The sequence below is a fragment of the Streptomyces sp. NPDC058796 genome (genome assembly GCF_042745235.1).
Lineage (GTDB): Bacteria > Actinomycetota > Actinomycetes > Streptomycetales > Streptomycetaceae > Streptomyces.
Window position 1 is genome coordinate 224,346 of the sequence record NZ_JBHYOP010000012.1, and the last position, 14,210, is coordinate 238,555.

At 72.7% G+C, this 14,210-nt stretch carries 8 protein-coding genes; 6 read left to right on the forward strand and 2 right to left on the reverse strand.

The annotated features are described in order from the left end of the window. Nucleotides 1-57: 57 nt before the first annotated feature. The 4 genes from ACFW47_RS28610 to ACFW47_RS28625 are packed head-to-tail and all read left to right on the forward strand — an operon-like array spanning nucleotide 58 to nucleotide 7,205. On the forward strand, nucleotides 58-2,283 hold the full coding sequence (locus ACFW47_RS28610; protein WP_386307517.1) for a 1,4-beta-glucanase: 2,226 nt from the start codon (nucleotides 58-60) through the stop codon (nucleotides 2,281-2,283). Next, the gene (locus ACFW47_RS28615) at nucleotides 2,283-4,259 is read left to right on the forward strand and encodes a beta-galactosidase (RefSeq protein WP_386307518.1); all 1,977 of its coding nucleotides are present in this window, start codon (nucleotides 2,283-2,285) and stop codon (nucleotides 4,257-4,259) included. Before ACFW47_RS28610 ends, ACFW47_RS28615 begins: the two co-directional genes overlap by 1 nt. After that, the gene (locus ACFW47_RS28620; protein WP_386307520.1) at nucleotides 4,256-6,460 is read left to right on the forward strand and encodes a glycoside hydrolase N-terminal domain-containing protein; all 2,205 of its coding nucleotides are present in this window, start codon (nucleotides 4,256-4,258) and stop codon (nucleotides 6,458-6,460) included. The genes ACFW47_RS28615 and ACFW47_RS28620 overlap by 4 nt, the downstream gene beginning before the upstream one ends. Nucleotides 6,461-6,497: 37 nt before the next feature. Next, on the forward strand, nucleotides 6,498-7,205 hold the full coding sequence (locus ACFW47_RS28625) for a hypothetical protein (RefSeq protein ID WP_386307522.1): 708 nt from the start codon (nucleotides 6,498-6,500) through the stop codon (nucleotides 7,203-7,205). A gap of 55 nt (nucleotides 7,206-7,260) precedes the next feature. On the opposite strand, the gene ACFW47_RS28630 is transcribed toward ACFW47_RS28625, so the two are convergent. After that, nucleotides 7,261-9,303 (reverse strand): TIM-barrel domain-containing protein, encoded by a 2,043-nt coding sequence (locus ACFW47_RS28630; RefSeq protein WP_386307524.1) that lies wholly within the window; start codon nucleotides 9,301-9,303, stop codon nucleotides 7,261-7,263. 62 nt (nucleotides 9,304-9,365) lie between these two features. Beyond that, nucleotides 9,366-10,379, reverse strand: coding sequence for a LacI family DNA-binding transcriptional regulator (locus ACFW47_RS28635; protein WP_386285009.1), 1,014 nt, complete (start codon nucleotides 10,377-10,379; stop codon nucleotides 9,366-9,368). 320 nt (nucleotides 10,380-10,699) lie between these two features. On the opposite strand from ACFW47_RS28635, the gene ACFW47_RS28640 reads away from it, so the two are divergent. Beyond that, a complete protein-coding gene (locus tag ACFW47_RS28640; RefSeq protein WP_386285011.1) occupies nucleotides 10,700-12,658 on the forward strand; it encodes an acyl-CoA dehydrogenase family protein in 1,959 nt (652 codons plus the stop codon). Nucleotides 12,659-12,951: 293 nt separating this feature from the next. Then, the gene (dxr, locus tag ACFW47_RS28645) at nucleotides 12,952-14,208 is read left to right on the forward strand and encodes a 1-deoxy-D-xylulose-5-phosphate reductoisomerase (RefSeq protein WP_386285013.1); all 1,257 of its coding nucleotides are present in this window, start codon (nucleotides 12,952-12,954) and stop codon (nucleotides 14,206-14,208) included. Nucleotides 14,209-14,210: the final 2 nt, after the last annotated feature.

The window sequence follows — 14,210 nt, forward strand, 5'->3', positions numbered from 1 at the left end:
CCCGGACCCGGTCGCCTCACCCGCCCCGCCCCCGAGCCGCACAGAACGAGGTATGTCATGCATGCGTCCGTGTCACGCAGCCCGAGCCGGCGCGCCGTACTCGCCGGGACCGCGGCCGCCGCCGCGCTCACCGCCGTTCCGTTCGCACCCGGGCGCGCGCACGCCGCCGAGGACGCGGCGGACACCCCCGCCTACCGCTGGCGCAACGTCGTCATCGGCGGCACCGGGTTCATCACCGGCGTCCTGTTCCACCCCCGCGTCCGCGGCCTCGCCTACGCCCGTACCGACATCGGCGGCGCCTACCGCTGGGACGACCGCGCCGACCGCTGGGTCCCGCTCCTGGACCACCTCGGCTGGGACGACTGGAACCTGCTCGGCGTCGAGGCGATGGCCGTCGACCCCGCCCACCCGGACCGGCTCTACCTGGCCTGCGGCACGTACTCCCAGGCGTGGTCGACCAACGGCGCGATCCTGCGCTCCGAGGACCGGGGCAGGACCTGGCAGCGCACCGACCTCACCGTGAAGCTCGGCGCCAACGAGGACGGCCGGGGCACCGGCGAGCGGCTCCTGGCCGACCCTCGCGACAGCGACACCCTGTGGCTGGGCACCCGGCACGACGGCCTGTGGAAATCGAAGGACCGGGGCGCCACCTGGGCCCCCGTCACCGGCTTCCCCGCCGCCGCGACCGCCACCGGTCAGGGCGTCACCCTCCTGGTGGCCGCGGGCCGCACCCTCTACGCCGGCTGGGGAGACACCGACGGCACCGCGCCGAACCTCTTCCGCACGCCCGACGGCACCACCTGGGAGCCCGTCCCCGGGCAGCCCTCCGGCACCGCGGCCAGGGTCCCGGTCCGCGCCGCGTACGACCGGCACACCCGCGAGCTGTACGTGACCTACGCCGACGCACCCGGCCCGAACGGCCAGTCCACCGGCGGCGTGCACAAGCTGCGCACGGCGAACGACCGCTGGACCGAGGTCACCCCCGTCGAGCCCGGCGGCACCACTGCCGACGGAGGCGCCGACACCTTCGGCTACGGCGGGGTCGCCGTCGACGCCCACCGCCCCGGCACCGCCGTCGTCTCCACCAACAACCGCTGGGCGGCCGTCGACACCCTGTACCGGACCACCGACGGCGGCCGCACCTGGACCTCCCTGAAAGAGTCGGCCGTCCTCGACGTCTCCGAGACGCCGTACCTGAAGTGGGGCGGGGAGCGGCCCAAATTCGGCTGGTGGATCCAGGCCGTCGCCCTCGACCCCTTCGACTCGAAGCACCTCGTGTACGGCACCGGCGCCACCCTCTACGGCACCCGCGACCTGCGCCACTGGGCCCCGCAGATCCGCGGCCTGGAGGAGGCGTCCGTGACCCAGCTGATCTCGCCCCCGCGCGGGCGGGCACACCTGCTCAGCGGCTCACGGGACATCGGCGTCATGTACCACGAGCGGCTCACCGCGTCCCCGGCGCGCGGCATGGCCACGAACCCCGTGTCCGGCTCGGCGACCGGACTCGCACAGGCCGCACACAGACCGGCGTACGTGGTCCGGGCGGGCTGGGGAGACCACGGCAACGGCGCGTACTCGCACGACGGCGGCGTCACCTGGGCACCCTTCGCCTCCCAGCCCGGCATCGCCAAGGAGGCGCCGGGACCGATCGCCACCAACGCCGACGGAAGCGTGCTCCTGTGGTCCTTCGTGCACTGGGACGGCACCAGGCACCCCGCCCACCGCTCGGCGGACAACGGCACGACCTGGACCGAGGTCCCCTCCTTCCCCAAGGGCGCCACGCCGGTCGCCGACCCGGTGGACCCGACGCTCCTCTACGCGTACGACACCGACGCGGGGACGCTGCTCGCCAGCACCGACGGCGGCCGTACCTTCACCGCCCGCGCCACCGGTCTGCCCGCCGGCGACGCCCAGTTCAAGCTGGCGGCGGCGCCCGGCCGCAGCGGCGACCTGTGGCTGAGCACCAAGTGGAACGGCCTCCACCGCTCCACCGACGGCGGCGCCACCTTCACGAAGATCGACAGCTGCTGGGCCTCGTACACCCTCGGCTTCGGCAAGGCCGCCGACGGCGCCGGTTACCCGGCGATCTACCAGGTCGGCTCCACCGAGGCCGGCACCGCCGTCCACCGCTCCGACGACGAGGCACGGACCTGGACGCGGATCAACGACGACCAGCACCAGTGGGGGTGGACCGGCGAGACGATCACCGGCGACCCCCGCGTGTACGGCCGTGTCTACCTCGCCACCAACGGACGCGGCATCCAGTACGGAGAGCCCCGCTGATGCCCAACCTGTCGGACACGACCCGCCACCGCATCCTCTACGGCGGCGACTACAACCCCGAGCAGTGGCCCGAGGAGACCTGGCACGAGGACGTCCACCTGATGAAGGACGCCGGAGTCAACTCCGTCACCCTCGGTGTCTTCTCCTGGGCCAGACTCGAACCACGCCCCGGCGTCCACGACTTCGGCTGGCTGGACCGCCTGATGGACCTGATGCACGCGAACGGCGTCGGCGTCGTCCTCGCCACCCCCACCGCCTCGCCCCCGCCCTGGCTGGGGCACCTGCACCCGGACACCCTGCCCCGCGACGAGGGCGGCAGCACCGAGTGGTGGGGCGGCCGGCAGCACTTCTCGCACTCCAGCGCCACCTACCGCCGCCACGCCGCCGCCATCACCGAGGCACTGGCCGCCCGCTACGCCGGCCACCCCGCCCTCACCATGTGGCACATCAACAACGAGTACTGCACCTACGACCACGGCGACGAGGCCGCCACCCGCTTCCGCCGCTGGCTCCAGACCAAGTACGGCACCCTCGACGCCCTGAACACCGCCTGGGGCACCGCCTTCTGGAGCCAGGGCTACGGCGACTGGGCCGAGATCCTGCCCGCCCGCCGGACCCACTACCTCAAGAACCCGGCCCAGGTCCTGGACTTCCGGCGCTTCACCTCCGACATGCTCCTGGAGTGCTACGTCGCCGAACGCGACATCGTCCGCCGTCACACCCCGCACGTCCCGGTCACCACCAACTTCATGCCGCTCTGGTCCGGCCTGGACGCCTGGCGCTGGGCCGAGGAGGAGGACGTCGTCTCCGTCGACCTCTACCCCGACCCGCGCGACCCCCTCGGCGCCCAGGAAGGCGCCCTGGTCCAGGACATGACCCGCTCGCAGGCACGCGGGCCGTGGATGCTCATGGAACAGGCGGCCGGACCCGTCAACTGGCGCGGCGCGAACCACCCCAAGCCGCGCGGCCTGAACCGCCTGTGGTCCCTCCAGGCCGTCGCCCGCGGCGCCGACGCCCTCTGCTACTTCCAGTGGCGCCAGTCGAGGCAGGGCGCCGAGAAGTTCCACTCCGCGATGGTCTCCCACGCGGGGGAGCGCGGCCGTACGTACCAGGAGGTCAAGCAGCTCGGCGCCGACCTGGCGAGGCTCGGCCCGCACGCGGTGGACGCCACGGTCACCGCCGACGTCGCCGTCCTGCACGACTGGCACTCCTGGTGGGCCGGCGCCCAGGACGGCCGCCCCTCCACCCGCTTCGACCACCCCGACGTCCTGCGCGCCTGGCACCGCGCGCTGTGGGAGGCCCACCTCACCACCGACTTCGCCCACCCGGAACACGACCTGACCCCCTACAAGGCGGTCCTCGTGCCCCAGCTCTACGCGCTCACGGACGCGGCGATCGACAACCTCCTCGCCTACGTCCGCGGCGGCGGAACCCTCGTCTGCGGCTTCCTGACCGGCGTCGCCGACGAGGACGACCGGGTCAGGCCCGGGGGCATGGACGTCCGGCTGCGCGAGCTGTTCGGCATCCGCGTCCTGCACGAGTGGTGGCCCCTGGAGAAGGACGAGACGGTCACCTGCGACGGCTTCAGCGGCACCCTGTGGTCGGAGGAGATCGAACCCGACGGCACCGCCACCGAGACGGTCCGCTACAAGGGCGGCGAGCTGGACGGACTGCCGGCCGTCCTCGGCAAGGACCGCGCCTGGTACCTCTCCACCCTCCCCGAGCCGGAGGCGCTGCGCGCCCTGCTCGCCCGCATCGCCGCCGAGGCGGGCGCCCGCCCCGCGCTCGACGGACTCCCGGCCGGCGTCGAGGCCGTACGCCGCGGCGACCTGCTCTTCCTCCTTCGCCACGGCCGCGACCCGGTCACCGTGGACGTCCCGGGCACCCACCGCGACCTGCTGACCGACACGACCGTCACCGACCGCGTCACCCTCGGCCGCTACGGCGTGGCGGTCCTCACGGAGCCGGCCTCATGACCGGTACGCCGGTGCACGGCACCTGGGAGCCCGAGCCCGCCGCCCGCTGGGAGGACGCCTTCCTGACCGGCAACGGCCACCACGGCGCCCTCGTGTTCGGCGACCCGAACGCCGACCGGATTGTCGTCACCCACCACACCCTCGTCCGCCCGAACGGCGACGACGAGCACCGCCGCCCGCCCCGGCTCGCCGCCGCACTCCCCGACCTCCAGGACCGCCTCCTGGCCGGGGACACGACCGCCGCCGAGGGCTTCACCGACGGCCGCCCGCTGCAATGGGTACGCCCCTTCCACCCGGCCTTCCAGCTCCGCCTGAACAGACCGCCCGGCGACGCCCACACCGCCTACCGCCGCTCCGTCGACTTCACCACCGGCGAGACGACCGCCACCTGCTCCACCTGGACCAGCCGCGTCTTCGTCTCCCGCGCCGACGACGTGATCGTCCAGCACATCACCGCCCCGCACCTCACCCTGGACCTCTCCCTGGACCCCCGCCTCCCCGGCGCCCCCGCCGGGCTGGGCGTCGGCCACGGCGCCGTCCTCACCCCCGAGGGCGCCCAGCTCAGCCTGCGCGCCCGCTACCCGGGCGCCGGCGGCCTGGCGTACACCGGCGTCACCCTGGTCGCCGTCACCGGCGGCACCACGAAGCTGGTCCCGCCCGGCGTACTCGTCGAGGGCGCCACGGAGGTACTGCTCCTGACCCGGGTGCGCCGCCACACCGGCGAGCTGGACGTGGTCACCGAGGGCCGCGCCCTGCGCGACCTGCGGGAGGGGACGTCGTACGACGGCCTCCTCGACCGCCACCTCGCCCTGCACCGCACCGCCTACGGCCGCGTCACCCTCGACCTCGCCGCCGACCCCGCCGAACGCGCCCTGCCGGGCTCCGCGCTGCTCGACCGCCCTCACGGCGGCGCCCTCCTGGAGCGGCTCTTCGCCGCCGGCCGCTACCACCTCCTGTCGGCCAGCGGCCTGCTCCCGCCCCGCCTGACCGGCCTGTGGACCGGCGACTGGAACACCGCTTGGTCCGGAGCGTTCACCACCAACGCCAACCTCAACCTCCAGACCGCCTCCGCCGCGTCCGCCGCCCTGCCCGAGGTCACCGAGGCCCACGCCGCGCTCGTCCACCGGCAGCTCCCGGACTGGCGGGACAACGCCCGCGCGATCTTCGGCACCCGCGGTGTCGTCGCCCCCTCCCACACGGACGGCGAGTCGGGCCACACCTGCCACTTCAGCCGCGAGTACCCGCTGCACCTGTGGACGGCGGGCGCGGACTGGCTGCTCAAACCCCTCGTCGACCACGACGAGATACGCGGCGTCCACGACCCCCGCACCACCGCGGCGCTCGCCGAAGCCGCGCTCTTCTACGAGGACTTCCTCACCCGGACCGACGACGGCGGCCACGTGCTCGTGGTCCCGTCCTACTCACCCGAGAACCGTCCCGCCAACGCCAGTTGGGGCACCGTCAACGCGGCCATGGACCTCTCCGCCGCCCGGCACGCCCTGCTCACCGCCGCCGACCGCCACCCCGAGCACGCCGGCCGCTGGCGCGCCCTCGCCGGCCGCCTCCCCCCGCACCGGACCAACGCCGACGGAGCCCTGGCGGAATGGGCGAGCCCGGGCCTGGAGGACACCTACGACCACCGCCACCTCAGCCACCTCTACGGCGTCTGGCCGCTCGACGAGATCAATCCGTACGACACCCCGGCCCTCGCCGAGGCCGCGCACCGGGCTCTCGAACTGCGCGGCGCCGAGAACGACTCCGCCCACGGCCACCTCCACCACGCCCTGATCGCGGCCCGCCTCCGGGACGCCGAACGGGTCGCCCACGCCCTCGGCCGGGTACTCGACGGCGACTTCTTCCACGTCTCCCTGATGAGCGCGCACTACCCCCACCGCGACGTCTACAACGCGGACGCCGCGCACGCCCTCCCGGCCGTGCTCATCGAGATGCTCCTGCAGTCCACCCCGGACCGGCTGGTCCTGCTCCCCGCCCTCCCGGGCTTCTGCCCGCAGGGCGAGATCAAGGGCATACGCACGCGGTTCGGGGCGGCCCTCGACCTCACCTGGACGCGCGACGGCGACGCGACGGCCGTGCTGCGCCCCGCCCGCACGCACCGCGTCGAACTCCGGACCCCCTCCGGCAGCGAGCCGCTCGACCTCGTCGCCGGAGAGGACCGCGTCATCAGCGTCAAGGCGCGGTAGCAGCACCGCAACTCCCCCCACCCATGGAAGGAACCCCATGGCACCACGCACCCGCACCCTGACCGCCCTGCTGGCACCCGCCCTGGCCCTCGGCGCCACCGTCGGCCTCGCCTCGGCCCCCGCCCAGGCCGCCGTCTGGAACTCCTGCGACCAGTGGGGCAACACGAACCTGAACGGCTACACCCTCTACAACAACATCTGGGGCTCCGGCGCCGGCAGCCAGTGCGTCTGGGCCAACTCCGGCACCAACTGGGGCGTCTGGGCCGACCACCCGGGCACCGGCGGCATCAAGTCCTACCCGAACGCCAAGAAGGTGATCAACAAGCCGATCACCTCCCTCACCTCGCTGAGCAGCAGCTACGACGTCACGGTCCCGTCGTCCGGCGCGTACAACACGTCGTACGACATCTGGGACACGGACTACGACTACGAGATCATGCTCTGGGTCAACTACAACGGAGCCGTCGGCCCGCTCGGCAGCCCGCAGGGGACCGTCGCCCTCGGCGGCCACACCTGGGACGTCTACAAGGGCGACAACGGTGCCAACGAGGTCTTCTCGTTCCTGCGCACCTCGGACTCGAACTCCGGCACCGTCGACATCCTGCCGGTCCTGAAGTGGATCAAGGACACCAAGGGCTGGATGGGCAACGAGACCATCGGGGACGTCCAGTTCGGCTACGAGATCACCTCGTCGCCCGGCGGCCTGGACTTCCGCACCAACAGCATGTCCGTCAGCGGCGGCTGACACGGTGCCGGGGCCGGCCGTGCCGTCAGGCGCGGTCGGCCCCGGCCCGGTGGCCCTAGTGAGCCACCGGCAGATCCGCCCCGTCCCGCAGGAACAGCGGGATGCGATCCAGCGGCGCGTCCACCGTCACGGCCGCTCCGCCCTCGTACGTCTCACCCGTCCACGCGTCCGTCCAGCGCGCGCCCGCCGGAAGATAGGCCGTGCGCACCGTGGCACCGGCCGTCAGCACCGGCGCGACCAGCAGGTCCCGGCCGAGGAGGTAGGCGTCGTCGACGTCCCAGGCCGCCTGGTCCCCGGGGAACTCCAGGAACAGCGGCCGCATCACCGGCAGCCCCTCCTCGTGCGCCTCGCGCATCACGTCGAGCACGTACGGCTTCAGCCGCTCGCGCAGCCGCAGGTACTTCTCCAGGACCGGGTACGCCTCATCGCCGTACGACCACACCTCGTTCGGGCCGCCGGTCATGTCCGGGCCCAGCGGCATGCCGGGGTCGCGGAAGCCGTGCAGGCGCATCAGCGGGGACAGCGCGCCGAACTGGAACCAGCGGACGAGCACTTCGCGGTAGGCCGGGTCGTCCGGGTCGCCGCCGTGGAAGCCGCCGATGTCCGTGTTCCACCAGGGGATGCCGGAGAGCGCGGTGTTGAGGCCGGCCGCGATCTGGCGGCGCAGGGTCGCGAAGTCGGTGCCGATGTCGCCGGACCACAGGGCGGCGCCGTGGCGCTGACTGCCCGCCCAGGCCGAGCGGTTGAGGGTGATCACCTCGTCCACGCCGGAGGACCGCAGACCCTCGTCGAAGGCGCGGGAGTTCTCGGCGGGGTACAGGTTGCCGACCTCGAGCCCCGGGCCCGCCCAGTACCGCAGGTTCTCCGGGAAGCCCGGCTTCAGCTCGGGCTCGCAGGCGTCCAGCCAGAAGGCGGTGATGCCGTAGGGGTCGAGGTAGTTCTCCTTGATCCTCGACCACACGAAATCACGGGCCTCGGGGTTGGTGGCGTCGTAGAAGGCGACCTGGACCGTCGACGCGACCTCCTTGTCCGGCCAGTCGGCGTGCGCCATCGGGCCGTACTGGGTGCCGATGAAGTACCCGCGCTGCTCCATGACCGGATGGTTCTCGGAGAGCGGTGACACCGACGGCCAGACGCTCACCACCAGCTTGATGCCCAGCTCGTCCAGCTCACGGACCATGGCCGCCGGGTCCGGCCACTCGGCCGGGTCGAACTTCCACTCGCCCAGGTGCGTCCAGTGGAAGAAGTCGCAGACGATCGCGTCGATCGGCAGCCCGCGCCGCTTGTACTCCCGGGCCACCGCGAGGAGTTCGTCCTGCGTGCGGTAGCGCAGCTTGCACTGCCAGAAGCCCGCCGCCCACGCCGGCAGCATCGGCGTACGGCCGGTCACCGCGCTGTAGCGGCGCTGGGTGTCGGCCGGGGTGCCGGCGGTGATCCAGTAGTCGATCTGGCGGGCGGAGTCGGCGACCCACCGGGTGCCGTTGCAGGCCAGCTCCACGCGGCCGATCGCCGGGTTGTTCCACAGCAGGGTGTAGCCGCGGCTCGAGGTGAGGACCGGTACGGACACCTCGGCGTTGCGCTGGACCAGGTCCACGACCAGGCCCTTCTGGTCGAGGCGGCCGTGCTGGTGCTGACCGAGGCCGTACAGCTTCTCGTCGTCGTAGGCGGCGAACCGCTGCTCCAGCCGGTGGTACCCGTTGCCGACGGCCGTGTAGAGGCGCGGGCCGGGCCACCAGAAGTGGGCGCGCTCCTCGGCCAGCAGCTCACCGCCGTCGGCGGTCCGCACGAAACGCACCAGTCCCTCGGCGTCGACCTCCACGGTCAGCGCGCCGACGACGAGCGTGCCGGACCCGTCCTCGATCTTGGCGGTGCTCCCGGCCGCCGGAGCGTCCGGCAGCAGGGCGCCCGGGAGGTCCTCCAGCACGGGGCCGCCGAGCCGGGCCCGCACCCGGACCGCGTCCGGCCCCCACGGCTCGATCCGCACGGTTTCCTGACGGCCGCTCCACTCCAGCGCCCCGTCCCGCTCGCGGAGCGTGCCGACGGTGGGGGAGGACTGGGCGAGGCTGACCTTGGGCGGTGTCTGGGCAGGCTGGGTCACGAGGCATGCTCCTGGGGAGTTCCTGCGGGTGGAAGAGGCCCTGCGTGAGAAGGAGGGAGGCGCTACGACCGGACGGGCGCCGGTCCGGAGCTGGCCCGCACCGTCAGCTCCGGCGCGAGCAGCACGACCTCGTCGCTGCCGTGCCCGTCGAGCTTGGCGATCAGCTGCTCCACGGCGTGCCGGCCCATCTCCTGCGCGGGCAGGGCGACGGACGTGAGCCGTACCGAGGCCTGGGTGGCGACCTGCTCCGGGCAGACCGCGACCACCGACACGTCCTCGGGCACCGCCCGGCCCTGCTGACGCAACAGGGCGAGCAGCGGCTCGACCGCCGACTCGTTCTGGACGACGAACCCGGTCGTGTCCGGCCGCTCGTCGAAGACGCGGGCCAGGGTGGCGGCCATCGCGTCGTACCCGCCCTCGCAGGGCCGGTGCAGCAGCCGCAGCTCCAGCTCGCGTGCCCGGGAGCGCAGCCCGTCCAGTGTGCGCTCGGCGAAGCCGGTGTGCCGCTCGTAGACGGCGGGGGCCTCGCCGATGACGGCGATGTCGCGGTGCCCCAGCTTCGCCAGGTGCTCCACGCACAGCGCGCCGGTCGCCCGGAAGTCGAGGTCCACACAGGTCAGCCCGGTGGTGTCGGCGGGCAGCCCGATCAGCACGGACGGCTGGTCGGTGCCCCGCAGCAGGGGCAGCCGCTCGTCGTCGAGTTCGACGTCCATCAGGATCATCGCGTCGGCGAGCCCGCTGCCGGTGACGCGGCGCACCGCGTCGGGGCCCTCCTCACCGGTGAGCAGCAGGATGTCGTACCCGTGGGTGCGCGCGGTGGTCGCGACCGCGATGGCGATCTCCATCATCACCGGCACGTACATGTCCGTGCGCAGGGGGATCATCAGCGCGATGATGTTCGACCTGCTGCTGGCCAGGGCGCGGGCGCCGGCGTTCGGGTGGTAGCCGAGCTTCCGGATGCTCTCCTCGACCCGCTGGCGGGTGGTGGTGGAGATGGACCGCTTGCCGCTGAGGACATAGCTCACCGTGCTCGCCGAGACTCCGGCGTGCTGGGCGACCTCGGCGAGGGTGACCATCCAGCTCTCCAAGTTTGTGAAGCGCTTCGACAGCGCGCGGGGTGGACAACTGCGGGTGAGGGTGGATCGACAGTAACCCTACTGAAGGTGGGTGTCCATAGGCCGTCGAAGCGCTTCGACACCTTCTTCTCTCCCCGTCCCCTCCTCGGACGTGTCGGCCGAACGGCCGCACGAAGGGTGGTGGGCCCGTCCGGGATCGGGTACATACGATCGGGTAGCACCGACTAGTAACGTACGTCCGCAAGTTCGCGTACCACGAACTGTGTCGATCTTCGCGGGCGTACCGTCCCCCGATGCCGATTCGCGGCGAGGTGAGCCTCATGTCCGCCCCCACCACCCCCTCCTCCCGACCCACCGTCACCGAACGTGAGGCCCGCCAGGTCGCGGAGGCGGCCCGCGAACAGGACTGGCGCAAGCCCAGCTTCGCCAAGGAGCTCTTCCTCGGCCGCTTCCGTCTCGACCTCATCCACCCCCACCCGCTCCCCGCCGGCGAGGACGTCCAGCGCGGCGAGGAGTTCCTCGCCAAGCTGCGCGACTTCTGCGAGACGAAGATCGACGGGGCCGTGATCGAGCGCGACGCCCGCATCCCGGACGACGTGATCACCGGCCTCAAGGAGCTGGGCGCCCTCGGCATGAAGATCGACACCAAGTACGGCGGTCTCGGTCTGACCCAGGTCTACTACAACAAGGCCCTCGCCCTGGTCGGATCCGCGAACCCGGCGATCGGCGCGCTGCTCTCCGCCCACCAGTCGATCGGTGTGCCGCAGCCGCTGAAGATGTTCGGCACGCAGGAGCAGAAGGACGCGTTCCTGCCGCGCTGCGCCCGCACCGACATCTCGGCCTTCCTGCTCACCGAACCGGACGTCGGCTCCGACCCGGCGCGGCTGGCGACCACGGCGGTCCGGGACGGCGACGACTACGTCCTGGACGGCGTGAAACTGTGGACCACCAACGGCGTCGTCGCCGACCTGCTCGTCGTCATGGCCCGCGTCCCCGAGCCCGAGGGCGCCGCAGGCGGTCAAGGCGGTGGCATCACCGCCTTCGTCGTGGAAGCCGCCTCCGAAGGCATCACGGTCGAGAACCGCAACGCCTTCATGGGTCTGCGCGGCCTGGAGAACGGCGTCACCCGCTTCCACCGGGTCCGGGTGCCCGCCGCCAACCGCATCGGTCCGGAGGGTGCCGGCCTCAAGATCGCCCTCACCACCCTCAACACCGGCCGCCTCTCCCTCCCCGCCATGTGCGTCGGCGCCGGCAAGTGGTGTCTCAAGATCGCCCGCGAGTGGTCTGCGGTGCGCGAGCAGTGGGGCAGGCCGGTCGCGCTGCACGAGGCCGTCGGCTCCAAGATCTCGTTCATCGCGGCGACGACCTTCGCCCTCGAAGCCGTCCTCGACCTCTCCTCCCAGATGGCGGACGAGGACCGCAACGACATCCGCATCGAGGCCGCCCTCGCCAAGCTCTACGGCTCGGAGATGGCCTGCCTGATGGCCGACGAGCTGGTCCAGATCCGCGGCGGCCGCGGCTTCGAGACCGCGGCCTCCCTCGAAGCCCGCGGCGAGCGCGCGGTCCCCGCCGAGCAGCTCCTGCGCGACCTGCGGATCAACCGCATCTTCGAGGGCTCCACCGAGATCATGCACCTGCTGATCGCGCGCGAGGCCGTCGACGCCCACCTCTCGGTCGCCGGGGACCTGATCGACCCCGACAAGACCCTCTCCGACAAGGCGAAGGCGGGCGCGCAGGCCGGCGTCTTCTACGCCAAGTGGCTGCCGAAGCTCGTCGCCGGACCGGGACAGCTCCCGCGCTCCTACGCCGACTTCCACCCGTCCGGCCACCGCGACCTCTCCGGACACCTGCGCTACGTCGAACGCACCGCCCGCAAGCTCGCCCGCTCCACCTTCTACGCCATGTCCCGCTGGCAGGGCCGGATGGAGACCAAGCAGGGCTTCCTGGGCCGTGTCGTCGACATCGGCGCGGAACTCTTCGCGATGAGCGCCGCCTGCGTCCGCGCCGAGCACCTGCGCGCCGAGGGCGAGCACGGCCGCGAGGCCTACCAGCTCGCCGACGCCTTCTGCCGCCAGGCCCGCATCCGCGTCGAGGAACTCTTCGGCCGGCTGTGGACCAACACCGACGACCTCGACCGCAAGGTCGTCAAGGGCGTGCTGGGCGGTGCCTACGAGTGGCTGGAACAGGGAGTCGTCGACCCGTCGGGCGACGGCCCGTGGATCGCGGACGCCGCGCCGGGCGCCAGCACCAAGGAGAACGTCCGCCGCGCCATCGGCTGAGCCCGCCCGGGGCGGACGGTATGGGGCGCGTCCCGTCGGCGGCGCCCTTCCGGCCGCCCCGCCGTGACCGGGCGCGCTGCTCGCCGGTGCCATCCCCGTGCCGGACCCCGGGACGCGCTCCGGCTCCGCCGTCCCGTCCGGATCCGGCCACGGCCCCACCGGCCCTGCCGGTACCCGGCCCCGGCGCCCCCGTCGACGCGGGCGGGCATGGTCCGCCCTGCCCCGGGGCCTCACGACACCCGACCGAGGGACGCGCTGTCCTCCCGGAGGGCCGTTGCGGCCACAATGGGGGGATGAGCGACAGTCCAGCCCCCCTCGCCGACCCCCACCTCGTCTACGACCCGGTGGCGGGCGACGGCCCGAAGGACGTGGTGATCCTCGGGTCCACCGGGTCGATCGGGACCCAGGCCATCGACCTCGTGCTGCGCAACCCGGACCGCTTCCGGGTCACCGCCCTGTCCGCCAACGGCGGCCGGGTCGCCCTCCTCGCCGAGCAGGCGTACCGGCTGAAGGCGCGGACCGTCGCCGTGGCCCGCGAGGACGTCGTGCCGGCGCTGCGGGAAGCCCTGCGGGCGCGGTACGGCGGTGGGGAGCCGCTCCCCGAGATCCTCGCGGGACCGGACGCGGCCACCCAGGTCGCCGCCTCCGACTGCCACACCGTCCTCAACGGCATCACCGGCTCCATCGGACTCGCTCCGACCCTGGCCGCCCTGGAGGCGGGCCGCACCCTCGCGCTCGCCAACAAGGAATCGCTCATCGTGGGCGGCCCGCTGGTCAAGGCCCTCGCCAAGCCGGGGCAGATCATCCCGGTCGACTCCGAGCACGCCGCCCTCTTCCAGGCGCTCGCCGCCGGTACTCGCGCCGACGTCCGCAAGCTGGTCGTCACCGCCTCCGGCGGGCCCTTCCGGGGGCGTACGAGGGAGCAGCTCGCGAGTGTCACCGTCGAGGACGCCCTCGCCCACCCCACCTGGGCCATGGGCCCGGTGATCACGATCAACTCCGCCACCCTCGTCAACAAGGGCCTGGAGGTGATCGAGGCGCACCTCCTCTACGACATTCCCTTCGACCGCATTGAGGTGGTCGTGCACCCGCAGTCGTATGTCCACTCGATGGTCGAGTACACGGACGGATCGACAATGGCCCACGCCACGCCCCCCGACATGGGCGGGCCCATCGCCGTGGGCCTCGGCTGGCCCGAGCGGGTCCCCGACGCCGCGCCCGCCTTCGACTGGAGCAAGGCCTCGACCTGGGAGTTCTTCCCGCTCGACAACGAGGCCTTCCCGTCGGTGAACCTGGCCCGGCACGTCGGGCAGCTCGCGGGCACGGCCCCGGCGGTGTTCAATGCGGCCAACGAGGAGTGCGTCGAGGCGTTCCGCTCCGGCGCGCTGCCGTACCTCGGGATCATGGAGACCGTCACGCGGGTGGTCGAGGAACACGGCACCCCCCGTGCGGGAACCTCGCTGACCGTCCCGGACGTCCTCGAAGCGGAGACCTGGGCACGCACCCGGGCCCGGCAACTGGCGGCACAGACGGCGGAGGCCCGTGCATGACG

What these genes read in the sequence shown, in the direction of transcription:
- ACFW47_RS28610 (WP_386307517.1), top strand. Translation starts at nt 58, where the DNA reads ATGCATGCGTCCGTGTCACGCAGCCCGAGCCGGCGCGCCGTACTCGCC.
- ACFW47_RS28620 (WP_386307520.1), top strand. Translation starts at nt 4,256, where the DNA reads ATGACCGGTACGCCGGTGCACGGCACCTGGGAGCCCGAGCCCGCCGCC.
- ACFW47_RS28625 (WP_386307522.1), top strand. Translation starts at nt 6,498, where the DNA reads ATGGCACCACGCACCCGCACCCTGACCGCCCTGCTGGCACCCGCCCTG.
- dxr (WP_386285013.1), top strand. Translation starts at nt 12,952, where the DNA reads ATGAGCGACAGTCCAGCCCCCCTCGCCGACCCCCACCTCGTCTACGAC.
- ACFW47_RS28615 (WP_386307518.1), top strand. Translation starts at nt 2,283, where the DNA reads ATGCCCAACCTGTCGGACACGACCCGCCACCGCATCCTCTACGGCGGC.
- ACFW47_RS28640 (WP_386285011.1), top strand. Translation starts at nt 10,700, where the DNA reads ATGTCCGCCCCCACCACCCCCTCCTCCCGACCCACCGTCACCGAACGT.
- ACFW47_RS28635 (WP_386285009.1), bottom strand. Translation starts at nt 10,379, where the DNA reads ATGGTCACCCTCGCCGAGGTCGCCCAGCACGCCGGAGTCTCGGCGAGC.